The organism is Sphingobacterium sp. KH_072, assembly GCF_057837975.1.
This window is the reverse complement of sequence record NZ_CM174457.1, coordinates 2,716,278-2,739,949: the sequence shown is the minus strand read 5'-3', so window position 1 is coordinate 2,739,949 and position 23,672 is coordinate 2,716,278. Positions and strand designations below refer to the sequence as shown.

The 23,672-nt window shown below is 42.4% G+C and carries 19 protein-coding genes, 2 tRNA genes and 1 riboswitch; of the genes, 10 read left to right on the top strand and 11 right to left on the bottom strand.

The window, feature by feature from the left end; genetic code table 11:
- Complete coding sequence (hisG, locus tag AC3IRT_RS12335) at positions 1-852, bottom strand: ATP phosphoribosyltransferase (protein ID WP_489393519.1); 852 nt, start codon at positions 850-852, stop codon at positions 1-3.
- Positions 853-1,208: 356 nt separating this feature from the next.
- Here hisG and AC3IRT_RS12330 point away from each other — a divergent pair, with 356 nt between their 5' ends.
- Positions 1,209-2,123 (top strand): carbohydrate kinase family protein, encoded by a 915-nt coding sequence (locus tag AC3IRT_RS12330; protein ID WP_489393518.1) that lies wholly within the window; start codon positions 1,209-1,211, stop codon positions 2,121-2,123.
- On the opposite strand, the gene AC3IRT_RS12325 is transcribed toward AC3IRT_RS12330, so the two are convergent.
- Positions 2,120-2,716, bottom strand: coding sequence for a sugar O-acetyltransferase (locus tag AC3IRT_RS12325; RefSeq protein ID WP_489393517.1), 597 nt, complete (start codon positions 2,714-2,716; stop codon positions 2,120-2,122). The two genes, AC3IRT_RS12330 and AC3IRT_RS12325, sit on opposite strands and share 4 nt — an antisense overlap.
- Before the next feature lie 118 nt (positions 2,717-2,834).
- On the opposite strand from AC3IRT_RS12325, the gene AC3IRT_RS12320 reads away from it, so the two are divergent.
- A complete protein-coding gene (locus tag AC3IRT_RS12320) occupies positions 2,835-4,289 on the top strand; it encodes an aminoacyl-histidine dipeptidase (protein ID WP_489393516.1) in 1,455 nt (484 codons plus the stop codon).
- 69 nt (positions 4,290-4,358) lie between these two features.
- Here the strand turns inward: AC3IRT_RS12320 and AC3IRT_RS12315 are convergent, their stop codons facing one another.
- Complete coding sequence (locus AC3IRT_RS12315; RefSeq protein WP_489393515.1) at positions 4,359-5,048, bottom strand: nitroreductase family protein; 690 nt, start codon at positions 5,046-5,048, stop codon at positions 4,359-4,361.
- A 65-nt stretch (positions 5,049-5,113) separates the two neighbouring features.
- On the opposite strand from AC3IRT_RS12315, the gene AC3IRT_RS12310 reads away from it, so the two are divergent.
- Positions 5,114-5,944: a patatin-like phospholipase family protein gene (locus tag AC3IRT_RS12310; protein ID WP_489393514.1), complete on the top strand. Its 831-nt coding sequence runs from the start codon at positions 5,114-5,116 to the stop codon at positions 5,942-5,944.
- Here AC3IRT_RS12310 and AC3IRT_RS12305 read toward each other — a convergent pair.
- Positions 5,934-6,773, bottom strand: coding sequence for an alpha/beta fold hydrolase (locus tag AC3IRT_RS12305; RefSeq protein ID WP_489393513.1), 840 nt, complete (start codon positions 6,771-6,773; stop codon positions 5,934-5,936). The two genes, AC3IRT_RS12310 and AC3IRT_RS12305, sit on opposite strands and share 11 nt — an antisense overlap.
- A 152-nt stretch (positions 6,774-6,925) precedes the next feature.
- Between AC3IRT_RS12305 and AC3IRT_RS12300 the strand changes: the two genes are divergently transcribed.
- Positions 6,926-6,999 (top strand) — tRNA-Arg (locus tag AC3IRT_RS12300).
- Positions 7,000-7,135: 136 nt separating this feature from the next.
- On the opposite strand, the gene AC3IRT_RS12295 is transcribed toward AC3IRT_RS12300, so the two are convergent.
- Positions 7,136-8,314, bottom strand: a complete 1,179-nt coding sequence (locus tag AC3IRT_RS12295) for a homoserine dehydrogenase (protein WP_489393512.1) — start codon at positions 8,312-8,314, stop codon at positions 7,136-7,138.
- A 33-nt stretch (positions 8,315-8,347) separates the two neighbouring features.
- Positions 8,348-9,652, bottom strand: a complete 1,305-nt coding sequence (locus AC3IRT_RS12290; RefSeq protein ID WP_489393511.1) for an O-acetylhomoserine aminocarboxypropyltransferase/cysteine synthase family protein — start codon at positions 9,650-9,652, stop codon at positions 8,348-8,350.
- Between the two features lie 249 nt (positions 9,653-9,901).
- Positions 9,902-10,013: riboswitch (SAM riboswitch) on the bottom strand.
- A gap of 385 nt (positions 10,014-10,398) precedes the next feature.
- Here AC3IRT_RS12290 and pckA point away from each other — a divergent pair.
- A complete protein-coding gene (gene pckA, locus AC3IRT_RS12285; protein WP_489393510.1) occupies positions 10,399-11,949 on the top strand; it encodes a phosphoenolpyruvate carboxykinase (ATP) in 1,551 nt (516 codons plus the stop codon).
- Positions 11,950-11,964: 15 nt separating this feature from the next.
- Positions 11,965-12,987 (top strand): class 1 fructose-bisphosphatase, encoded by a 1,023-nt coding sequence (gene fbp / locus AC3IRT_RS12280; protein ID WP_489396130.1) that lies wholly within the window; start codon positions 11,965-11,967, stop codon positions 12,985-12,987.
- Positions 12,988-13,140: 153 nt separating this feature from the next.
- On the opposite strand, the gene AC3IRT_RS12275 is transcribed toward fbp, so the two are convergent.
- Positions 13,141-13,743 carry an outer membrane beta-barrel protein gene (locus AC3IRT_RS12275; RefSeq protein WP_489393509.1) on the bottom strand — a complete coding sequence of 201 codons (603 nt, stop codon included), beginning with the start codon at positions 13,741-13,743 and terminating at the stop codon, positions 13,141-13,143.
- 290 nt (positions 13,744-14,033) lie between these two features.
- Here AC3IRT_RS12275 and AC3IRT_RS12270 point away from each other — a divergent pair, with 290 nt between their 5' ends.
- The 4 genes from AC3IRT_RS12270 to AC3IRT_RS12255 all read left to right on the top strand — a co-directional run bounded on the left by AC3IRT_RS12270 (position 14,034) and on the right by AC3IRT_RS12255 (position 17,615).
- Positions 14,034-15,524 carry an amino acid permease gene (locus AC3IRT_RS12270; RefSeq protein ID WP_489393508.1) on the top strand — a complete coding sequence of 497 codons (1,491 nt, stop codon included), beginning with the start codon at positions 14,034-14,036 and terminating at the stop codon, positions 15,522-15,524.
- A gap of 119 nt (positions 15,525-15,643) precedes the next feature.
- Positions 15,644-16,903, top strand: a complete 1,260-nt coding sequence (locus AC3IRT_RS12265) for a DEAD/DEAH box helicase (protein ID WP_489393507.1) — start codon at positions 15,644-15,646, stop codon at positions 16,901-16,903.
- A 155-nt stretch (positions 16,904-17,058) separates the two neighbouring features.
- Positions 17,059-17,328 carry a hypothetical protein gene (locus tag AC3IRT_RS12260; RefSeq protein ID WP_489393506.1) on the top strand — a complete coding sequence of 90 codons (270 nt, stop codon included), beginning with the start codon at positions 17,059-17,061 and terminating at the stop codon, positions 17,326-17,328.
- A gap of 50 nt (positions 17,329-17,378) precedes the next feature.
- Positions 17,379-17,615 (top strand): hypothetical protein, encoded by a 237-nt coding sequence (locus AC3IRT_RS12255; protein ID WP_489393505.1) that lies wholly within the window; start codon positions 17,379-17,381, stop codon positions 17,613-17,615.
- Between the two features lie 110 nt (positions 17,616-17,725).
- On the opposite strand, the gene AC3IRT_RS12250 is transcribed toward AC3IRT_RS12255, so the two are convergent.
- From AC3IRT_RS12250 to AC3IRT_RS12235, 4 genes are all read right to left on the bottom strand, one after another.
- Positions 17,726-17,799 (bottom strand) — tRNA-His (locus tag AC3IRT_RS12250).
- A 216-nt stretch (positions 17,800-18,015) separates the two neighbouring features.
- Positions 18,016-21,192: an efflux RND transporter permease subunit gene (locus AC3IRT_RS12245; protein ID WP_489393504.1), complete on the bottom strand. Its 3,177-nt coding sequence runs from the start codon at positions 21,190-21,192 to the stop codon at positions 18,016-18,018.
- 22 nt (positions 21,193-21,214) lie between these two features.
- Positions 21,215-22,273: an efflux RND transporter periplasmic adaptor subunit gene (locus AC3IRT_RS12240; RefSeq protein ID WP_489393503.1), complete on the bottom strand. Its 1,059-nt coding sequence runs from the start codon at positions 22,271-22,273 to the stop codon at positions 21,215-21,217.
- 19 nt (positions 22,274-22,292) lie between these two features.
- Positions 22,293-23,672, bottom strand: a complete 1,380-nt coding sequence (locus AC3IRT_RS12235; protein ID WP_489393502.1) for a TolC family protein — start codon at positions 23,670-23,672, stop codon at positions 22,293-22,295.

The window sequence follows — 23,672 nt, the reverse complement described above, 5'->3', positions numbered from 1 at the left end:
TTACAAAATGATTTTTTCAATCGGCATCACGACAATTCCTTGCGCTCCGGCCGATTTCAAGGTGTTGATTTTCCCCCAAAAATCCTCTTCCGGAATCACCGTATGCACCGCTACCCAACCTTCTTCTGCCAAAGGGACAATCGTAGGTGATTTTACACCTTGTAATAATTCCGTAATCTGTGGAAGATTGGTTTTCTCCACATTTAAAACGACATATTTCGTTTCCTTCGCGCGCAATACGGACTGAATACGTTGCAACAACTCGCAAAGAATAGGATTCTCCGCTAAGCCGGCGCGACCAATCAGAATAGCTTCCGAAGTGCTTACGTCAGCAAAAGGTTTCAACCCGTTATTCTTCAAGGTGCCGCCAGTCGAGACGATGTCGCAAATAGCCTCGCTTAATCCCAAGCCAGGTGCAATCTCTACCGAGCCAGAGATAGGGTGTATCTCTGCGGTGATTTTTTTGTCTTTCAAAAATTTGCCAAGGATATTAGGATAGGAGGTCGCAATCGATTTTCCGTCTAGGTCTTTGATGTCATTGAAGTTAGAATCTTTGGGTACGGCCAATTTCAACGTGCATTTTCCAAAACCCAAGCGTTGTAGGTAATCCACATTCGCCAACGACTCCTCAATTACGTTTTCGCCTACAATCCCAAGATCGGCAATTCCTTGCTCCACGTAATCTGGAATATCATCATCACGCAAAAAGAGAATTTCTAAGTTGAAATTAGATACAATGGTAATAAGGGAACTTTTATAATTTTCGAAATCGAGTCCACAATTTTTAAGTAACTGTACTGATTTCTCATTCAGTCTACCCGATTTTTGGATAGCAATCTTTAGATTTTTCAAAATATCTTTTAAATTATTTGTTGAAGGATACTAATTATTATTCGAACATCCATGGGATGGAATGCTTCACGTAGAAACACATACATTTATCTATCGCCACAATGGCGATGATGGACAGGTACGTGATATGTGACGAATAAAATCATGTGTACTAATTCACTGGTAAATATAGGATTTAGCGTTCGTAAATCCAAAAGTCCGATCCGCCAAATCTCCAATTATCTATATTTTCTTAGCAGAAAGCCAGTGTAGAATTCCGATTGATAGGGCAGAGATTCGGGTAAAATGTGTATTTTGTCATTTCCTAACTCAGACAATAAAATACGTTTAATCAACGGCGTACATAAAGACTAAAGATGCATCAAGAACGAATTTTGAAAGCAACCTGTTTTGGCGAGATTCTGTGGGATCTATTTCCGGGGAAAGATAAAACTGCTGGCGGAGCACCATTTAACGTAGGCTATCACCTGCACCAAATGGGTGTAGAATTACACATGATATCGGCGGTAGGAAAAGATGACTTAGGTGACGAACTGTTGCAAAAGCTCGAACGCTGGAATATGTCGCCTGCAGGAATACAACGAAACGCCGATTATCCAACGAGTACCGTGGTAGCTACGATCGATGAAGATGATGAAGCGCATTATGAGATTAAAGAAGGCGTAGCTTGGGATCATATCCAATTAACGGAAGCCGATATAAAGCAGTTGAACGATACGCAAGCCTTGGTATTTGGTTCATTGGCAGCCCGTAATCCGGTGTCGCGAGAAACCTTGTTTTCGCTTTTAGAAAATAGCATTTATCGCGTATTTGATGTCAATCTAAGACCACCATATATCGACCAAGAATTGTTGCTGCAATTGTTGGAAAAGTCTGATTTAGCGAAGTTCAATGCCGCTGAGTTGCAATTGGTGTTATCTTATTTAGATAAGCAATATCCAGATGCACAGGATGGCGTATTTTTCCTACAAGATCATTTTGAGATTCCGGAAATCATCTTATCGCGCGGTGCATCTGGCGCCACGTATTTCCATAGTAGAGATGTGTACAGTTTACCTGCAGCGAAGGTGGTCGTACAAGACACCGTCGGAAGCGGTGATTCCTTTCTGGCTGGATTTATCTCTGGTCGTCTTTCGGGGATGCATCCCGAGGAAGCATTGGAGCAAGCCATTTGCCTGAGTGGGTTCGTCACATCCAAATCGGGTGCTTGTCCAGATTATAAGCAGCAAGATATCGCAGCGATGAAGGAAGCGTATCGTAAACAATCCTAAAACTTGCGGTCTTTATAATAGTAGGCTTTATGTTCTTCGGTAATCGTTTTGATCACGCGACAGGGATTGCCTGCGGCGACCACATTGGCTGGGATCGACCTAGTGACCACCGATCCAGATCCTATTACCGTGTTTTCGCCAATCGTAATGCCTGCGTTGATTACCGTATTGCCGCCAATCCAACAATTGTCGCCAATATGAATGGGAAGTGCGTATTCCCATCCCGCTACGCGCGGTTCCGCATGAATAGGATGACCTGCGGTGAATAAAGAAACATTGGGTCCGATCATCACGTTTTTGCCAAAGGCAACCAGAGCGCAATCGAGGATCGTCAAATTGAAATTAGCATAAAAGTTTTCACCAATTTCAATATTATAGCCATAATCACAGCGGAATGGTGGCTCAATCCAAAATGATTTTCCAGTCTTCGCAAAAAGATTTTTAATGATACGTGCGCGATCTTTTATACGAGCTGGGGCGAGGTTGTTGTATTCCATCAATACCTCTTTCGCCTTTTGGCGTTCATCAAATAACTCGCGGCCATCTGCGCGGTAAGGTTCGCCAGCAATCATTTTTTCTTTCGCAGTTTTCATATGAGTTTAGCCCGATTGTAAGTTCGAAGATACAGTTTTACGCAGTATTTAGTGTGAAAGTTGCCATTTGCTGCCCGAACTGGTACATTTGATGGAACAACAAAAATAAAAAGTAGTTATGAGTATAGATACGCTTGAACCTACCGCGATTTGGTCTCATTTTGCCGCGATCAATGCAATTCCCCGTGCGTCCAAGAAAGAGGAAGCTATTATAGCCTATATGATTTCTTTTGGTCAGTCGCTAGGACTTTCCACCGAGTGCGATGAGATAGGAAATGTGTTGATACGCAAGCCGGCTACCGCTGGTTACGAATCCAAAAGTACGCTCGTATTGCAAGCGCACTTGGATATGGTACATCAGAAAAATGCAGATACGGATTTTGACTTTGAAAAATCTGGTATTCAAATGCTGGTAGATGGCGATTGGGTACGCGCAGATGGTACCACGTTGGGTGCCGACAATGGTCTTGGTGTTGCTGCAATAATGGGTATTCTTGCTTCTACTGATATTCCGCATCCAGCGATCGAAGCGCTTTTTACCATAGATGAAGAAACCGGTATGACCGGTGCAAAATCATTAAAACCAAATTGGTTGACAGGTAAGTATTTGCTTAACCTGGATACGGAAGAGGATGATGAGATTACGATTGGCTGTGCTGGTGGCGTGGATGTGACGGCGACTGGTGCATTGAGTGTAGAAACGACCGATGAATATAAGGTGCTTGTACATATCACTGTAAATGGTTTGCAGGGCGGTCATTCCGGTATGGATATCAACAAAGGCTTGGGTAATGCCAATAAGTTGTTGATGCGCGTGTTGGATGCCGTTATCAGCGAAGCTGATGTTCGTTTGTATGCAGTGGATGGCGGTGGATTGCGCAATGCGATTCCACGTGAAGCAAAGGCTATGTTGGCTTGCCGCGCAGCGGATGCTGCCGCAATTCAAGATCACGTAAAAAGCATTCAGCAAATCATTGCCAAAGAATACGCACATACAGAACCTAATTTAAAGGTCAGCGCGGCGGGAGAAGATGCGCAAGGCAAACTAACGGTGTTATCTGGAGATTCGCAGCAAAAGTTTATAGCGGTGTGTAATGCCGCGCATCATGGCGTATTTCGGATGAGTCCAGTCTTTCCTGATTTGGTAGAAACATCCAATAACGTTGCGCGTATCGTGTTAAAAGATGGAAAGTATACGATACTTTGTCTGACAAGATCTGCCATACAATCCTCAAAGGATTATCTAGCGATGATCTTACGATCTACTTTTGGTCTGATAGATGCTGAGGTTGCTTTTTCTGGAGATTATCCAGGTTGGGAGCCCGAACCAGAAGGGGAGTTGGTAAGATTAGCATATGATACATATAGCCAATTATTTGATGCCTATCCCAATGTGTGTGCTGGACATGGCGGTTTAGAATGCGGTTTGATTGGTGAAGTATATCCAGATCTTAAAATGGTGTCCATCGGTCCAACGATTCACGGGGCACACTCACCCGATGAGCGGGCATCCATTTCTTCTACGGCCAAATTTTGGAAGTTCTTTTTAGAATTGTTGAAGAATACGCCTTAGTATCTTCAAAAATTTTAAAATGAAAACAGCCTGCAAATTTTTGCAGGCTGTTTTCATTTTAAACTATTCCTATTTGTGCTGAATCACAAATTCTGACTTATCGGTGCGTACTTTCTTCAAGTTTGCCAACCAATCATTCGCTTCATCGCGGTAACCCAATGCTAGGATAGTTACGGATTTCAAACCTTGCTCCGAAAGTCCCAAAAGCTCGTCCAACTGTGCATTTACAAATCCTTCCATCGGTGTTGCATCTACTTGAAGTTCTGCCGCTGCCGCAATGGCAAGACCAAATGCTATATACGCTTGTCTAGCAGCGTGATTGAAGTGATCCTCTTTGCTTTGTGCAGCAAAACCCTGCAATAACATTCCCTTGTAATCATCACTAGCTCCTGCCGGCAGTCCACGCTCAGCTTCTTGCTGTGCGAAAACTTTATCGACACGCTCGGTAGTGTATTCGTCAAATGCTGCAAATACCAATAGATGCGAAGCATCAACGATTTGTGATTGAGAATAAGCGATAGGCTGAATTTTCTCTTTCAATTCCGCGTTCGAGATTTCAATAACTCGGAGAGGCTGTAGACCAGAAGAGGTGGGCGCGAGGCGAGCCGCTTCTACTATATAATCAATTTTATCTTGTGGCACTGCGGTACCATTCATTTTTTTGGTGGCATATCGCCAGTTCAATTGCTCGTGAAGACTCATATTCTTTACTTTTAGATAACTCGTCAAATCTAAGACCAAATAATGATGTTTAAACATTTAATTTTTATTTTGTACAAAAAAATGACAATATATAATTTGATGAAAATCATGTACTTTAGAGTATGAACTTTTTTAAAAGCAAACGAAAGGTTTCTCTGGTGCTTGGCAGCGGTGGAGCGAGAGGGTTGGTGCAAATAGGTGTCATCAAAATGTTGCTTCAAAAAGGCTACGTCATTGACGAAATTGTAGGTTGCTCGATTGGCTCTCTAATCGGTGCGGCTTATGCGCAAGGTAAGTTGGATGAGCTGGAGGAATGGTTGAAGGGCGTGACGCGGATGAAAGTATTTCAATTGATGGATTTTTCCAACCCTTGGTTTGGTATTTTGAAAGGTACAAAAGCCTTAGACTCTCTGAAATTGGTGTTTCCTGATATTGCGATCGAAGATCTGCCACTTCGTTATGTCGCTATCGCGACTGATCTCACGAATGAATGCGAAGTGGTATTTGACACCGGAAGCGTGTATGATGCCATTCGGGCATCTATTGCAATTCCAGCAGTATTTACTGGTGTAGACTCCGAAGGCCGATATTTGGTGGATGGCGGCGTGCTCAATCCTTTGCCTATCAATTACGTCAAGAAATCAAAGCGTAATCTGGTGGTCGTCGTCAATCTCGACGGACGTCCAGAGCCTGAGCTTGGCGTAGTGGCAACGAATGGCAAGTATAGTTCCGTCACGGTGCTGCAAGAAGCCTATTTTGCGATGCGTAGGCGTTTGAGCCAATTGTCTATCGATATGCATAAACCGGATTATGTGATTACTGTTCCTCATAATACCGCAGGTATTTGGGATTACCATCGTACGCTGGATCTGGTCGAAAAAGGCATGAAATGGACGGATCTCCTCATGCCAGATGCACACTTAAAACGTAAAAAAGCGCCCGTTAATTCGTAGCACTTTGTGAAAAGGTGTGCAGATAGTTATTGAGCGCTTCGTTGAAAAGAGCCGGTTTTTCTAGATTTGGCAGATGCCCGCTATCTGCTACAGTTACGAATTTCGATTGTGGAATTTTTGCCTGCATTTCCTGCATCAGCGCATCTGGTGTAATCTTGTCTTGTTGACCGCAAATCAATAATGTCGGTACAGCAATGGTTGGGAGCAAATCCGAGGTGTCCGTCCGTGCAGCTAAGGCGAGGAGCGTAGCGCAAATACTAGTTAAGCTATTTCTGCGAATACTGCTTTTAATAAGCTCCACTGCTTCTACGTTTTCGGCTGCACGAGGGTTAGCAAATACATTTTCAATAAATCCGATCGCAAATGGGCGACGACCATGCGTGAGCACGGCCTGAATCGAATCAAACCTCTTTTGCTTAGCCACTTTATCATCCGCTTTGCTGTGTGTGTCGCTGAGGATCAATCCTGCAAAAAGCGCTGGAGCTATTTCATACGCGCGCAGCGCAATATATCCACCCATAGAAATACCGCAAACCACTACCTGATGCAACTCCATCTTTTTGATAAAGGCAATGAGATCTTTCGCAAATAAGTCGATGGATAGAAAACCATGTCCTGATGTGGTATTGCCATGTCCGCGGACATCAATGGCAATGCCGGTCGTGAATTCATCTAATGCCTCCAATTGTGGAGTCCACATCTTTTTATTGAATGGGAATCCATGAAGAAAAATGACGGTTCGTTGTTCTTGTTGCGTGGCTTTTCTGATAAGAAAGGAGATGCTAATGTCGTTTATTCTGATTTTATTTCTTTTGATCCGCTCGGCCATTTACTCTTATATTATATAAATCTTTTGTTTTCAACTGGATATGTTAGATACCCCATCCTTATGACGCTAAAGTGAAGAAAAAGTTTGGAATAATCGAAAAAGTCACGATATTTGCCTCACCAAAACGGTGCTACACCGATCGGTTTAAAACTGCGCTCATAGCTTAATTGGATAGAGCACCTGACTACGGATCAGGAGGTTAGGGGTTCGACTCCCTTTGAGCGCACTTTTTTACTACTCCTTTATCATTCCATTACAGTTTATACAAAAAAATAATCGCTTCGTATTTTCTTGGTTGTAATAAAATAATAAAACTGGTATCTTGCTCAAGAAATACGGAGCAAGACACCATGTTGGTAACCCTACGCTATTTCTGCTAAGAAATAACCATCACGATGAATCAAGTCGCGATGTGCAATGATCTGCTGTAGGTTGATCTTTCCAATAACATATTTGAATTCTTGTCCGTAAAAACGTTCTGAAATGTTGTTGAAACCTAGTGTTTCTAAGATCTTCTCGTCTTCATACCGCAAGTAAACCGTTAATTCGTAGTCGGTGGAGTAAGTTACCTCCTGTGATTTTGCATGCTTCTTAAATTCGTATCGGTAACCGTATCGCAGCGCCGTAATATCAGATAATACCGCAGATCCTGTCGGATGGCCACCCGCACCTTTTCCGAAGAAAAACTGCTCGTCGGCAAAGGCAGCCTTTACCACCACACCATTATTTTCATTTTCTACGCCGTACAGCAAGTTGTCTTTGGTTACAAATTTTGGCAATACATACAAGATAATCTTGCCGTCAACCTCCTTGGCCAGTGGAATCAATTTTATCTTGTAATTCTTCTCGCGAGCATAGGTTATATCGGCCTGCCCTAGCTTATCGATTCCAAGATTAAGGATGTCTTCTGGTTTCACATAGATACCGTAGGCATGATTCGCCACGATCGCTAATTTGTACTTCGGATCATAGCCGCCCACATCGAGTGTAGGATCTGTTTCGGCAAAACCCAAGTCCTGTGCTTTCTTTAATGCCGTGTGGTAATCTTGATTTTCATTGAAAATTTTGGATAAAATGTAGTTGGACGAGCCATTGAAAATGCCGCTAACGCTGTGCAAAAGCTCATTGTCATAATATTCTTCCAAGTTGCGAATGATTGGAATAGACCCGCATACTGCGCCTTCATACAATAATGATTTTCCAGTCTCCTGTTGTATAGCAGCCAGTTCTTCCAAATGCATAGCAATCATCTTTTTATTGGCTGATACCACATTTTTACCGGCGTACAAAGCTCTTTTGGTAATTTCAAATGCCGCATCGGCATCATCAATAAGTTCTAGTATGGTGTTGATTTCTGGATCACTCAAAACCGACTCCGCATCTGTCGTGAAAAGATGGTCGGGAAGCGAGCGTTGCTTCGCTGGATTTTTGATCACAAATTTCTTTATTTCCAGATTTAGGTCTTTGGTTTTGATAATGTCGTACAGTCCTTGGCCAACTACGCCAAAACCAAACATCCCAATCGTTAATTTTTCACTCATTTTATCTTAAATTGTTTTTTAGTTATATAAAATTTAAAGCGATTCAAAAGCTTGCTCCAAATCGGCTTTGATATCGTCGACGTGTTCGATTCCTACAGATAAGCGTAATACGCCCGGATATACGCCAGATCGTTGCTGCTCGGCAGCACTTAATTGTTGATGTGTAGTAGCAGCCGGATGAATAATCAGCGTTTTGGCATCGCCCACATTAGCAACGTGGCTGATGAGCTCCAAAGCATCAATAAAGTCGTTCGCTTTTTCGCTGCCGCCGCGAATGGCAAAAGATAAGACAGCACCGTAACCATTTTTCAGGTATTTTTGAGCCGAGTCATGATACGGATGGCTTTTCAGTCCGGGGTAGCTTACCGATTCAACCTGAGCATGGTTTTCCAGCCATTGCGCGATCTCTAATGCATTATCTACATGCCTTTGCACGCGAAGCGAAAGTGTTTCCAAACCTTGTGTTAGCAAGAAAGAATTGAAAGGGGAGAGCGCTGATCCAAAATCACGTAGTCCTTCTACGCGAGCACGAATAGCAAATTGTATATTGCCAAATGAGCTGTTTTCTCCAAATACATCGGCAAAGACCAATCCGTGATATCCTTCGGAAGGCTCTGAAAATTGTTTAAATTTTCCGTTGCCCCAATTGTAATTTCCGCCATCGACAATGACACCACCAATACTAGTGCCATGTCCGCCAATCCATTTTGTGGCAGATTCTACCACGATGTGTGCACCGTGTTCTAATGGTTTGAACAGATAACCGCCTGCACCAAAGGTATTGTCGACTACAATCGGAAGGTCATACTTTTTGGAAATGGCAGACAGTCGCTCGAAGTCAGGAATGCTGTATGCTGGATTGCCGATTGTCTCCACATATAGGGCTTTAGTACGGTCATCAATCAATTTTTCAAATTCGTCTGGATCACCTTGATCTGCAAATCGAACTTCAATACCTAAACGTTTAAAAGCAACTTTGAATTGATTGAACGTACCGCCGTACAAATGAGAGCTGGAGATAAAGTTATCACCACTTTCGAGGATGTTATTTAATGCAATAAACTGGGCTGCTTGTCCTGAGGCAACAGCTACGGCAGCGACGCCACCTTCCAATGCGGCAATGCGCTTCTCGAAGACATCCGTAGTCGGATTCATAATTCGAGTGTAGATATTGCCGAACTCCTTTAATGCAAATAGGTTTGCGCCATGTTCTGCATTGTTAAAGACATAAGATGATGTTTGATATATGGGAAGTGCGCGTGCCCCAGTGGTGGGATCTGCTTCTTGGCCGGCATGTATTTGTAAAGTCTCGTATTGTAATGTTTTTTTGTAGGTCATAATAGTGAATTTATTATGTGCGTGAATAAAGAATAGTCTGTAAGAAAGATGGCTGTCGTCTATTTGGTCGAAATGAAGGTAAGCAATGTACAGATCACAGCTTACGAGCTATCCCAACAACGACTACCGCATTCGAGCCTGACAGACTACGATTACTCTGGGCGAAGAAATGAAAAGTGTGGTGGAAACACGCTGTGACGTGTATGCCAATAAAGGTGTAAAATGTGTTTTGTCGTTCATCTGTTCTATTATTTATATACTCCAAAACAATGTTTCGGACAGGAATTGGCACCTTTTCAACTTCGTGTTGTTGGTTGCCAGTGGGTCATCGAGCCAGTCTCTCGCCACTTCTGTATAAATCAAGACCTGAATCGATAGAAGAAGGTATTGATTTGTATTATCGAATGATATACAAAGCAAATATAGGTTTTTTGGGGAGCCTAGCAAGAGTTTAAGCTAAAAAAATGTAATTGGAGAGTTATTTGTAATTTTTCTGTGCTGTCTACCGTTGCTTAAGTAAGTCGAAATTGGATTGCGTATGATCGCTTTTGATACTGTAATCGAGCACTGATTTTTCAATAAAAATAGCTAAAATGTTTTAGCATTTTTTATAATTTAATCTTTAATTTAAAAAGCTGTAAATCAGATGTTTGTTTTAGTGTAGTTGATACAATAAGCTTAATGTTAGCGTTTCGTGAAGATGCATTAGTTAATTTTGTTTCGTATAACAAAACGAATAAACTGTAATGCAAAAAATTCTTCAAGAATCTTTATCTGGACTTGTTCTGGAGCCAAAGGGTGAGTTGTACAGCGAGTTGACTCCTTCGGAATTGATCGAGCATGCTGTAAAGAAAAGGGAAGCGACATTTTCGGCTTCAGGGGCACTAAATATTATGACAGGAACATTTACTGGGCGTTCTCCGCGCGATCGGTACATTGTACGCGATGAGACGACTGAAGATGCGGTACATTGGAATGATATCAATCAGGGTATATCTACGGAGGTATTTGAGATATTGGAGCAACAAGTGAAAAAATACCTGGATAGGAGTAAAGCGTTGTATACACGTACAGCCAATATTGCAACGTATGCAAAATATGGCAGAAAAATCCATTTTGCGACGGAGCTTGCTGCGCAAGATTTGTTTATCAGCAATATGTTTCTTCCGGAGCAAGAGGTCGAAAATCACCGTGATTGGACTGTTTGGGTCGCCTCACTGCTGAAAATTGAAAATCATGAAGAACTAGGCCTGTGCGCTTCGAATGCGGTGGTGCTAGATTTTACGACACGAAAGGTATTGATTATTGGCACAGCATATACTGGTGAAATTAAGAAAAGTATGTTTTCGATGATGAACTTTGTGCTGCCGCAAGAGCATAATGTATTTTCAATGCATTGCTCGGCAAACACGGGTAAAAATGGAGACACTGCTTTATTCTTTGGATTGTCAGGCACAGGCAAAACGACGTTGTCAGCAGATCATGATCGCTATCTCATTGGTGACGATGAACATGGCTGGTCTGACGATGGAATTTTTAACTTAGAAGGAGGCTGCTATGCCAAATGCATAAATCTGAAAGTAGAAAGTGAACCCGATATCTTTGGTGCTGTGCGCTTCGGGGCTTTGACAGAAAATATGCTTTTTTTGCCGAATAGTCGCCATCTGGATTATGGCAATAGTTCGGTCACTGAAAATATTCGTGTTTCCTACCCAATAAATTATATCCCTAATGTGGTCAAGATCAATCGTTCGGCTGCGCCGAAACATATTTTTTTCTTGACGGCAGATGCTTTTGGCGTGTTGCCACCATTGTCTAAATTGACAGTAGAACAAGCGATGTATTACTTCTTAAATGGCTATACGGCGAAAGTGGCCGGTACTGAGGTAGGAGTTGCAGAGCCCGTCGCTACTTTTTCAGCTTGCTTTGGTCAGGCTTTCTTGCCGCTGCATGCTATGCGCTACGCCGAAATGCTTCGCGATCGTTTGCAACAAGATACTTCTACACAAGTGTGGCTCGTAAATACGGGATGGATCGGAGGACCTTATGGCATAGGTCGCCGCATACCACTTTATCACACCCGAGCTATGATTCGTGCCGTGATGCAAGGAGCTTTGGATGACGAACATTTTGTGCAACATCCAACTTTCGATCTGGCTATGCCGATTGCCTGCCCGCAGGTGCCTGATAATATCTTGGATCCGCAGTCGCTATGGCAAGATCCAGAAAGTTATACGCACAAAGCGCAGGAGTTGAAAGATCTTTTTGAACAGAATTATCAAAAATACGTGGATTAAGTTGCTGGATCATACATTATGGAATACAAGACCTTAGGGCAATTCATTATCGAGAAACAAGCCGAATTTCCCTTTGCCAAAGGGGAGTTATCACGCTTACTTCGTGATATTGGTATTGCTGCAAAAGTGGTAAATCGAGAAGTGAATAAAGCTGGACTTGGAGAAATTTTGGGCTCTTTCGGACAAACCAATGTGCAAGGCGAAGAACAGCAAAAATTAGATGTATTGGCAGATCAAGAATTTATATCTGCACTGAGGCGGGGTGGAGAGTGTTGCTACATTGCCTCAGAAGAACATGAGGAAGGATTAGATTTTTCATCATCCGAAGGATCTTCTGATGGAAAGTACATCGTCTGTATCGATCCGCTGGACGGCTCCTCTAATATTGACGTGAACATATCGATCGGGACAATATTTTCTATTTATAGGCGTAAGTCACTATCTGGAAAATTATTTGAGGAAGATATATTGCAACAAGGTTTGCATCAAGTGGCAGCAGGGTACATCTTGTATGGCTCGTCCACTATGCTGGTGTACACGACTGGGCATGGTGTTAATGGCTTTACGCTTGATCCAAGTATCGGCGAATTTTGTCTGTCGCATCCCATGATGCAAATTCCTGAAAATGGAAACACGTATTCTATCAATCAAGGTAATTTCGTCAATTTTCCGCCAGCTATCAAGGAATATGTAAAATTGTGTCAGGAGGAGAATCTGGCCTCTGGTCGTCCGTATTCATTGCGCTATATTGGGTCTTTAGTCGCTGATTTGCATCGTACGATGCTGAAAGGCGGCATATTTATGTATCCGGAAAGTGTGCGACATCGAAAAGGTAAACTGCGCCTCATGTACGAATGTAATCCTATGGCTTTTATACTTGAACAGGCAGGCGGAAAAGCTTCTACAGGGAAAGAACGTATTTTGGAAATACAACCTGAAGAGTTACATCAGCGTACACCATTAGTGATTGGAAGTCCGAGAATGGTGGATATGGTCGAAAAGCTATATGCAGAGATGGAAGAGGTAGCCCTTAAGTAGGGAATGGGCAACTAAGCAAACGTTCCTGACCTGCGTTGTTAATTCGAAGTCAGCATGTTTCTCTCGAAAGCATTAAAGTAGTGCCGACTACAAAAGCATAATGAGCTAAGCCGTTATTTTTTTTGTGTAAAATGCTGTGAAGCAGGTGATTGACTAAAGCAAACGAAAGCGAAGGCCAATTTGTAGCTGCTGTATGTAGGAATCGCTCTGGTCGTTGATCCGACTAAAGCTATTGTGCCGGCGGTACCTGAGGTATAGTTTCCCAAACTCTACACCTAAAGCATAACCGCTTTTTAGATCGGTACTGAAAGCGGGAAGGCCATTATTGAGCAGATGCTTGTCTTCGCTGAGCAGTTTGTTGAATTCTATACCGGCCAGTAAAGCAAATTGTGGTGTGATAGTGAGTTTAGCGAATAATGGAAGATTAAAATAATCGATAGAGCGAGTACCTCTACTAATTCCGTTAGGTAAGCCTTGTGTTGTTTCGTTTGTCCTAATCCGAGAGATGTTATAACCCGGCTCCACTTGCAAGGTAAAATACCTATTCAATTCATAACTTAGAAATGCACCAAATTGCAGACCAATGCGATTGGATGATCGAAATTCTGAACCGATTCCTTTACTGAAATTACCTCCGCCTTGTACGCCAATACCTATTTGCGCATGTGCCAGCATGATAGTGGCCAAATAAATGAAAATTGAAAGGAGCAATCTGCTGTTATTTGCCACAGCGGTAAACTTAATATATCGTTTCATACAAGGAACATCGTAACACCGTAAAAATACGGAGCTTGTCTCAAAAGAGTGATTGACTTTTGTAAATTTTTAGTCAACTATTCAAGTTTTTAATAACGACTTCAATTCTGAAGCAAATTGGGTTTGACCGGCTCAATAATTTTAAATAATAGCAACTATAATCCAAATTTTATTGAAAAAGTACGGGGTCTGACTAGTTATTTTCGCAAATCACTATAATTTGCGACTCTAGACCGTCTGTTTTTTGTATTTTTTTGTACGTTTACACTATCTAAAAATTAATCTAAATCATGTGGTATAAAAAATCCATATCAAAGTTGGTTGCGGAAGCGCAGCAAAGTGGAGAAGGAACACTAAAAAGAACTTTAACGAGTACAGGTCTCGTCGCGCTTGGCGTGGGTGCTATTATTGGTGCCGGCTTGTTTTCATTGACTGGTATTGCGGCAGCGGATCACGCTGGTCCCGCGGTAACGATTGCATTTATCATTGCTGCCGTAGGCTGTGCGTTTGCAGGATTGTGTTATGCTGAATTTGCATCCATGATTCCTGTGGCGGGTAGTGCGTATACGTACTCTTATGCAACCATGGGTGAATTTATGGCGTGGATCATAGGTTGGGATCTGGTGTTGGAATATGCTTTAGCGGCTGCCACCGTATCTGCCAGTTGGTCACAATATGTCAATCAGTTGGTGATGAGTGTATTTGGACAAGGATTGCCCGAAGCTATTTTACATGGTCCGTGGGAAGGTGGTGTTGTGAATCTCCCGGCTATCATTATAGTTGTATTGATTTCCTTATTGCTGATGCGGGGTACGCAAGAATCCGCCTTAGTCAATAATGTACTAGTTATTCTTAAAATTGCTGTAGTATTAGTGTTTATCATACTAGGATGGAGCTTCATTAATCCGGCTAATCATGATCCATTTATTCCTATTAATGAAGGTGAGGAATTACTGAAAGCTGGAAAGATCGGCATGTTTGACTTCTTTAGTGAAGGGTATTTTGGTCACTACGGAATTAGCGGTATATTAAGAGCTGCTGGAGTTGTTTTCTTTGCTTTTATTGGTTTTGATGCGGTAAGTACAGCTGCGCAAGAAGCAATTGATCCTAAAAAAGGCATGCCGATTGGTATCATCGGTTCGTTAATTATCTGTACGGTCTTTTATGTGGCGTTTTCTTATGTACTAACTGGTTTAGCCAATTATAAAGATTTTCAAGGAGATGCAAGCCCGGTAGCGACTGCTTTCGCAGCTACTGGTTATACTTTCTTGAATACGGCGATGACCATCACCATTATTGCAGGGTATACTTCTGTTATCTTAGTCATGTTGTTGGGTCAAAGTCGCGTGTTTTATACGATGAGTAAAGACGGTTTGTTGCCAAAAATGTTCTCAGACCTTTCTAAGCGCCAGACTCCATGGAAAACAAACATGATCTTCATGGTTTTCGTCAGTATTTTTGCAGGCTTTGTGCCCGTGTCGGATTTGGGGCACATGGTGAGTATAGGTACGTTGTTTGCTTTTAGTTTGGTCTGTATCGGCGTGGTTGTACTTCGTTACAAAAACCCAACGGCAGAGCGTCCGTTCAAAACACCGCTTGTACCTTTGATTCCTATTTTGGGGGTGTTGGTATGTGTGGCGATGATGGCTTCGCTACCGATCGAAAGTTGGGAGCGTTTAGGTATCTGGATGTTGCTTGGAGTAGTGATCTACTTCGTGTATGGAAAGAGCCGTAGCGTATTGCGTAAAGAAATCGAAAGTGGAAGATATGAGCAGGATTAGGTCCTAATTATCTATCTTATAAAAACAAACGCCACCTTACCTAGGGTGGCGTTTGTCGTGATATGCGATAAAAAATTAGTACATTACGACAGTTATTTATTTATACCAAACATTACATATTGAAATTTACTGAATTTGGTTTCGTTTCTACATTGGAAGAGGGACTAGAAAGTATGGGATTCAAGGAGGCAACGCCGATACAAGAACAAACCGTACCCATTATATTAGCAAATAAAGACCTCATTGCCTGTGCTCAAACAGGAACGGGTAAAACAGCTGCTTATCTACTACCCATTCTTAACAAGATTTGTACAAATCCAAAAGAAGCCGTAAACACCATTATTTTAGTACCCACCCGAGAGCTGGCCTTGCAAATTGATCAACAGATCATGGGTTTAGCCTATTTTACTGGCGCGACTTCCATATCGGTGTACGGTGGTGGTGATGGTATGGGATATGAACAGCAGAAGCGTGCCATACGCGAAGGTGTAAATATCATTGTAGCTACACCAGGTCGTCTGATCAGTCACATGTCTTCCGGGAACTTTGACTTTACACAGTTAGAACATCTCGTGCTCGATGAAGCAGATACGATGTTGGATATGGGATTTCATGATGATATCCTTCGCATCATCAGTTACCTGCCTGCTAAGCGTCAAAGCTTGCTGTTTTCGGCTACGATGCCCGGTAAGATTCGTACACTGGCAAAAAAAATATTAGAAGAACCGCAGGAAATTAATATCGCGATTTCCAAGCCTTCCGCTGGTATCGATCAGCATGCTTACATGACCTACGACGATCAAAAAGGTAAGTTGATTCGGCATATTCTTTCCAATGAGGATTATACCAGCATCATTGTTTTTGCTTCGAAAAAGGAGATTGTTAAAACATTAGCACGCGATCTATCCAAAAGTGGTATCGAGGCCGAAGGCTTTCATTCTGACTTGGAGCAAGCGCAGCGAGAATCCATCATCAATAAGTTTCGTTCTAAGCGCTTACGCGTCTTGATCGGAACGGATGTGATTAGTAGAGGTATTGATATTGTAGGTATTAGTTTGGTCGTTAACTACGATGTACCGCCAGATCCAGAAGATTATGTGCATCGCGTCGGACGTACGGCACGGGCTTCTACTACCGGTACGGCGATCACGTTTATTAATGAGAAAGATCAATCTCGTTTCGGACGAATCGAAAGCTTAATTGAGTATGAGATTAAGAAGTTGCCATTGCCAGAAGGACTGGGCACTGGGCCTGTATACAATCCGAGAACCGGAGCGTCTCAAAATAGAAACAACTACCGTAAGAAGAAAAATAACAACAAAAATGGAAGACCAGCGCCAGGATCGTCACCTAACAGAGCCAGATCTTCAGAAGGTTAAATCTATATTTTATCTTCTTGAACATAGTCGGCTGAGATCCTCAGTATAGATATTCGAAAGATACCCCCGCATCCCGATCCCAAACAATACTGGGGTCGGGATGTTTGTTTTTAAAGAAACTGCCATAGCAGCATTGTACACAAATACCTAAAACTATGTTTACTAAAGAAAAACTTTTGAATAAAATAGATCAATTCCACGCAGATTTTGTTGTTCTCAATCCGGATATCGCCCATTTTTCTGCGGCAGATATTTTTGATGAATATTTTTATGAGGAAAGCGACGAATTGCCCACGGTAGGTTTCAATCCGCAATCTGGCGAGCACTTGCGGGTAGGCGAGAAGATGTATTATCATCCAGATAAAAGTCATCTAGTGCCAGAGCGTTTAAGAGATTATCTGCGCGAGACTAAAATAGAAGACTAGAACAAAACGAATAGCCATCTGGGGCTTAACTTTTTTAAACAATTAAATATATGAGTTATACAAGAACATTTAACCAAGAAATTGATGGGACTTCGGTCGAATTCGATGTGACATACAATACAGAAAATCATTTTTTTACGGTCGTAGAATCTGGTTTATCTGAACCCTATTTGCTAAAATTCGATATGGGCACGCGTATATGGAGCATAGAAGGGAAGTCTGAGCCCAAAATCTCTGCAGAAGAATTAGCAATACTGGTTCAAAAGCATTTTGGTAGATCTGTATAAGATATCTGAAAAAAATGGAATACAACTCTTTCGGTTGAGTGTGTAATATCAAAATCCAATTCGAATGGGCCTAAAATAAAAAAAGCGAAGAGTAAATCTTCGCTTTTTCGGGTAAATGATGGGGCTCGAACCCACGACCCTCGGTACCACAAACCGATGCTCTAACCAACTGAGCTACATCTACCGTGTTTTGGTGTTACAAAAGTAGTATAATATTGTAATTGTCGCAAGCGTTCTTTGCTAAAAAGAATAAGTAACGTATTAACAGCATGATTTCAAGCTTATTATTTTTTTAATTTTTAAAACAGAGCCTCGATCTTGCTAAGAAAAATGCCTTGATGTATGTTTTACGTACATCAAGGCATCTGACATCTGTTAATACAAAAGGAGACGAATCTACCTAAGTATGCTTAACATCCATCTCATCTACGTAGTCTTCGCGCATTTCAAAGTCTTCTACGATTAAATCAGCGTAGTTAGCTTTTTCTTGGCTACCAAAACGACGTTGGAATCCATCAAAGATAGAGTATACGACCGGTACAATGACGAGCGTAAGGAATAGCGAGGATAATAGTCCACCAATAATTACAATCGCCAAACCACGGTTGGTATCGGCACCGTCACCCGTAGCAATAGCAATTGGAATCATACCGAACACCATCGCAATGGTCGTCATTAAGATCGGACGTAGACGGGCATGGTTTGCCGCGACTAACGCGTCGAATGTACTGGCGCCTGATTCCTTTTTATGATTGGCAAAATCTACCAAGAGGATCGCATTTTTAGCTACCAAACCGATCAACATGATGATACCTAAGATAGTAAAGATGTTTAACGATTGATTCGTTAAAGCTAATGCTAATAACGCTCCGATAAAGGACAGCGGGATAGAGAACAAGACGATGAACGGCGTAGCGAACGAATCGTACAACGCCACCATCACGAGGTATACGAGTAATACCGATGCAATCAAAGCGATACCCAACGTACCAAAGCCTTCCGATTGATTCTCCATATTACCCCCCCATAGGTATTGCACACCAGGAGCACGCTCCAATTGTGAAAACTTCAGTTCCCAATCTGCAGCTACAGCACCACCGGATCTACCGATGATCTGACCTTCTACAGATACTGCCGGCGACTTGTCGCGGCGCTCCAAGAGGGTAGGACCTGAGCTGTATTTCACGTCTGCGAATTGTTCCAGCTTTATAGCGTTTCCATTGTTATTAATGAATTCCAGATTTCGTACGTTACCAATGTCGTAGCGACCTTTATCATCAAATTGGATATTGATTTCGTACTCATTGTCGCCTGCACGGAACTTATTGTCTGTGTTACCGGCGTAAGCAGTTTGCATACTCATACCGATGGTAGAGATGTTCAAGCCCAACGATGTCATCTTTTCACGATCCACCTCGACATTGATTTCTGGGTTACCCGTTTCAGAAGTCAATTTTACACCTACAGCACCAGGAACTGCACGCAATTCTTCTGCTGCGCGTTCGGCAAATTCTAAGGCGTCTTCCATACTAGAGCCGATGATGGTCAGTTTTAAAGGCGCTTGCTCCGCACCAATCAAGCCCATGGCGACCATTTTGATTTTCGGCCCGATCAAGCGATTTTCCAGCTCCCGCTTTAGTTGAGCAGAATAGACACGTGAGTTGATTTGCGTTTTGTATTCATCTTTGATGAATACCTGAATCTCTGATTTGTAACGTGAACCACCGGTAGACATTACTCCATCACTCGACTGACCCACAGACGTAATCATCCTGTCAATCTCTGGTTTAGTAGCCATGTAGGCTTCTGCGCGTTGGGTAAATTGATTGGACACCTGTAAAGATGCATCTTTCTCTAACTCCAATTGCACCAAGAATTCACCACGGTCACTGCTCGGGAAGAAGTCGGATCCGATAAAGCCTAAAGGCAATAAAGCGATGGATGCGACAAATAATATTAAGGCGATCAATAAAGTCGCAACCTTAGTGATGCGGTTTTTAATAGACCATTTCAATAAATCAGAAATCCAATGGGTGAAACTGGTTAATCCACTTTCAAAACCATGAATAATACGGCCAAAAAATGACGTGGTGCTCATGTGTTCCAATTTTCCGAAACGCGAGTATAACCAAGGCACTACGGTAAAGGAAACTAGGAAGGATAGGGATGTCGCGATAATAACCGTCACACAGAATTGCTTCAGGATGTCGGCTACCAATCCAGATGAAAGTGCGATCGGTAAAAATACGACTACAATAACTAAGGTAATCGCAGATACGGTAAAGCCAATCTCACTCGCTCCATCATAGGCTGCTCGCACTTTATTCTTACCCATCTCCATGTGGCGGTGAATGTTTTCTAGTACCACAATAGCATCATCCACCAGGATACCTACCACAAGTGATAGCGCTAATAGCGACATCAGATTTAGCGTATATCCCATGATCAATAAACCAATAAACGTGGCGATCAATGATAATGGAATCGCTACCATGGTAATGGCTGCATTACGCAAACTATGCAAGAAGAATAGCATAATAAAACCAACCAACACAATTGCTATCATTAAATCGTGTACCACGTTATTAGCCGAACTCAACGTAAACTTTGAAGAGTCAGACGCCAAGAAAATATTGATGTTATTCTCGGCATAGTCAGTCTGTACCTGTGCGATCGTGTTTTGCACGAGCTCAGACACTTCTACAGCATTTGCGTCAGACTGTTTAAACACCTGCATTAGGATGGTGTTTTGACGGTCTAATCGGGCAATTTTTTCTATTTCTGCAATGCCATCCTGTACATCTGCGATATCACGTAGGTAGATGATTGAGCCAGCAGAAGTGGTAATCGGAAGATTACGTAATTCTTCGATGGTATTCACTTTACCCGCCAAACGGATGGTAGTTCGTTTCTCATCGGTGGTCACACTTCCTGTCGGGAAATCCAAGTTGGAAGAAGCTATCATCTGTTGTACCTGCGCCAATGGAAGGCGGTAACCTTGCAATTTGTCTGGGTCAATACGTACCTGGATCTGACGCTGCTCACCACCAATCATGTCGACCTTTGCTACACCATTGATCCGCGCAAAAACGGGTTGGATTTTCTGGTCAAGCAAGTCGTATAGATCTTTCTCTGATAGGTTGGAGGTAACCGCCAAGCTCATAATCGCGACATCATCGAGAGAGAACTTATTTAATGATGGCGGATCTACATCGTCTGGAAGATCATTAAGTACCGCATTGATTTTACGTTGTGCATCCGTCAACAAAAAGTTGACATCGGCACCCGTATTGAGGGTAATCATCACGATAGAGACATTCTCCATTGATGTTGCTTCTACCTTCTTGATGCTTTCTAGAGAGGAAACAGCATCTTCAATCACACGGGTTACGGTATTTTCTACCTCCGTCGGAGACGCTCCGGGATACGTGGTTTGTACCGTGATTACGTTTGTTTCAAATTTTGGAATCAACTCATACCCCAATTGAGAGTACGAGAATATACCACCCAGCGTCAATAGTATAAAGAGTACTATGATGATGCTCGGTCGTTTGATGGAAATTTCACTTATTTTCATGCCAAATATTTTGTGCGAGTGATTACTTAATAATTTCGATCTCGGTGCCGTCCATTAAGTTGATCTGACCAGAAGTCACGACCACATCACCTGATTGCAAACCGGAAAGTACTTCAATGTAGTTGCCGAAGTTGCGGCCAGATACTGCCTTAGTTTCCAGTGCTTTACCGTCACGAACTACGAATACTCTGTTGTCACTCACAGAACCGACAAATGCGGTGCGTGGAATAATCAATACATCTGCCTGCTTGTTCGCGCCGAATTTAGCGGTTCCGTACATACCTGCTTTTAATGTCTGATTACCATTGTTTTGCACTTCAATCTCTACGGGGAAGTTCAAGCTACCATCAGATACAGGAGCGATGAATGTGATCTTTCCTGTGTATTTGTTTTCTGGATATACGCTTGCGGCTACTTCCACCTCTTGTCCTACGCTAAGTGTAGCCACGTTTTTCTCATCCACATTCACGCGAAGCTTCAGAGTGCTCACATTCACAATATCGAAAGCGGCTGTACCTGGACTTACGTATGTGCCTGGTTCAATTTTACGGTGATTTACAATACCAGCTACTGAGGTCTTGATCGTTACATCACCTGCATTTAATTCTGCTGTTCGGTAGTTGTTTTTAGCAGTTTCATATTGTGATCTCGCCTGCTCCAATTGCTGCTCAGTAACACCGCCAGATTTGAAAGCACTTTCGTAACGATCTAGGTCACGTTTTGCTTGGCTCATGTTGACTTCCGCATTGGATACGTTGACGTTGATACGATCAGATTCCACAACGGCTAGTGTTTGTCCGGCACGAACTTGGCTACCCTCATCCACCAATACGCGAACAACACGTCCTTGTGTTTCAGCAGAAACGGTGACCATTTGTTTAGGTTCAAAGTTTCCGTTGGCGATGTATGCCAGGTCCATCATGCGGTTGTTTGCGGTGTCAGTACGTACCGATACTTTCGGGTTAACGGCGGCCGCCTGTTGTGTTTCTTCTTCGTTTTTTGCCTTATTTTTCTGTAGTAAATAAACGATACCTGCTAGCGCTGCGGCTATAATAAGTACTGTAATAATGGTGCGTTTCATTTGTATAGTCGTGGTTATATTATTCGTTAATTAGTGATCTTAATTGTCCTTTTGCTTTGATAAGCTGTACTTCTGCTACTTTGTAGTCAAGTAGCGATGTAGTGTAGTTATTTTGCGCATCCGCGAATGCTTTCTCCGCATCCAATAGCTCAGTCAGGGTTGCTAATCCGTTTCTGTAATTATTTTCGGTGTCGGCTAATACCTCTTTGGCTAGCTCCACATTGTCTTGATTAGAACGGATTACCAATATGCTATTTTTCATCTGTGATTTGGCATTCTCATTCGCTAGATCTAATGCTAGTTTAGTGTCTATGCGATCATAGCGTAAAGCTTGTAAATCTACTTCTGCTTGGCGCACTTTACTGCGCGTAGCAAAACCGTTAAAGATTGGTATATTAATCTTTAATCCTACTGCAGAGAAATCTGCCCATCTTGACGTTGAAGGACTGGTCAGGAAAAAATCTCTAGAGAAACCCATTACCCCATAGTTTGCGTCTATCGATACAGTAGGGTAATATTCAGCGATGATCGCTTTTTTGTTCAGTTCCAATAATTCTGCTTGCTTATCCATCAGGAGGATTTCTGTTCTCAACTCCGAATTGGAATCCTCAAAGATTTTGGATATGTCTACCTGAAAAGTTTCTTCCGGAAGTACAATTTTTCTAGATATATCCATACCCATGGCAAACTTCAAGGCATTATTCTGCAATTCCAGACCGTTTAAAGTTTGCTGTTTTTGCGATTCGAGGTTTGTTACGGCTACTTGCATACGATCTAAGTCGATCTTTTTCTGCAGTCCAGACTCGTACAGTCCTTTAATAATGTTCAAGCTCTTGCGCGTATTGTCTAGGTTGGTTTGCACCGTTTTCAAGGTTTGCTGTGTCTGAAAAACCTCATAATACGCATTGGCGATCTTTTCGATCAATTGTTCTTCGGTAAGTGTATGGTTGATGCGGTAAAATTCTCTTGATGTCTTTGCCGCTTTTAATCCGGTAAACAACGCTTGGTTGAAGATCTGCTGACTTAATTGAATCGTATTGGCAGATGTCCATGGGGTACCAAAAGCGACCAAAGCAAGTTGTCCTTCTCCTCCTTCAGTAATAGGCGTTTCGATGCCACCTCCTGCGCCAGGAAAGGCACTTACATCAATAGCATTCTGTTGAATGATCGGGTTGTATGTAAAACCACCATTTGCACTGATCTGTGGGAGTGCACCAGATCTGGTTTCGTCAATCTTGTTTTCTGCATTGGCAATATCCAGTTTTGATTTCTGTGCATCAACCTTGTTTTCCAGCGCGTAGCGGATAGCCTGTTGCAGGGTTAATTTCTCCTGTGCAAATAAGGTAGGTGTGGCCAATAAGCCCGACACCATAATGGCGATCAGTTTTATACGTTTCAT

What these genes read in the sequence shown, in the direction of transcription:
- AC3IRT_RS12330 (WP_489393518.1), top strand. Translation starts at nt 1,209, where the DNA reads ATGCATCAAGAACGAATTTTGAAAGCAACCTGTTTTGGCGAGATTCTG.
- AC3IRT_RS12325 (WP_489393517.1), bottom strand. Translation starts at nt 2,716, where the DNA reads ATGAAAACTGCGAAAGAAAAAATGATTGCTGGCGAACCTTACCGCGCA.
- AC3IRT_RS12320 (WP_489393516.1), top strand. Translation starts at nt 2,835, where the DNA reads ATGAGTATAGATACGCTTGAACCTACCGCGATTTGGTCTCATTTTGCC.
- AC3IRT_RS12315 (WP_489393515.1), bottom strand. Translation starts at nt 5,048, where the DNA reads ATGTTTAAACATCATTATTTGGTCTTAGATTTGACGAGTTATCTAAAA.
- AC3IRT_RS12310 (WP_489393514.1), top strand. Translation starts at nt 5,114, where the DNA reads ATGAACTTTTTTAAAAGCAAACGAAAGGTTTCTCTGGTGCTTGGCAGC.
- AC3IRT_RS12305 (WP_489393513.1), bottom strand. Translation starts at nt 6,773, where the DNA reads ATGGCCGAGCGGATCAAAAGAAATAAAATCAGAATAAACGACATTAGC.
- AC3IRT_RS12295 (WP_489393512.1), bottom strand. Translation starts at nt 8,314, where the DNA reads ATGAGTGAAAAATTAACGATTGGGATGTTTGGTTTTGGCGTAGTTGGC.
- AC3IRT_RS12290 (WP_489393511.1), bottom strand. Translation starts at nt 9,652, where the DNA reads ATGACCTACAAAAAAACATTACAATACGAGACTTTACAAATACATGCC.
- pckA (WP_489393510.1), top strand. Translation starts at nt 10,399, where the DNA reads ATGCAAAAAATTCTTCAAGAATCTTTATCTGGACTTGTTCTGGAGCCA.
- AC3IRT_RS12275 (WP_489393509.1), bottom strand. Translation starts at nt 13,743, where the DNA reads ATGAAACGATATATTAAGTTTACCGCTGTGGCAAATAACAGCAGATTG.
- AC3IRT_RS12270 (WP_489393508.1), top strand. Translation starts at nt 14,034, where the DNA reads ATGTGGTATAAAAAATCCATATCAAAGTTGGTTGCGGAAGCGCAGCAA.
- AC3IRT_RS12260 (WP_489393506.1), top strand. Translation starts at nt 17,059, where the DNA reads ATGTTTACTAAAGAAAAACTTTTGAATAAAATAGATCAATTCCACGCA.
- AC3IRT_RS12255 (WP_489393505.1), top strand. Translation starts at nt 17,379, where the DNA reads ATGAGTTATACAAGAACATTTAACCAAGAAATTGATGGGACTTCGGTC.
- AC3IRT_RS12245 (WP_489393504.1), bottom strand. Translation starts at nt 21,192, where the DNA reads ATGAAAATAAGTGAAATTTCCATCAAACGACCGAGCATCATCATAGTA.
- AC3IRT_RS12240 (WP_489393503.1), bottom strand. Translation starts at nt 22,273, where the DNA reads ATGAAACGCACCATTATTACAGTACTTATTATAGCCGCAGCGCTAGCA.
- AC3IRT_RS12235 (WP_489393502.1), bottom strand. Translation starts at nt 23,672, where the DNA reads ATGAAACGTATAAAACTGATCGCCATTATGGTGTCGGGCTTATTGGCC.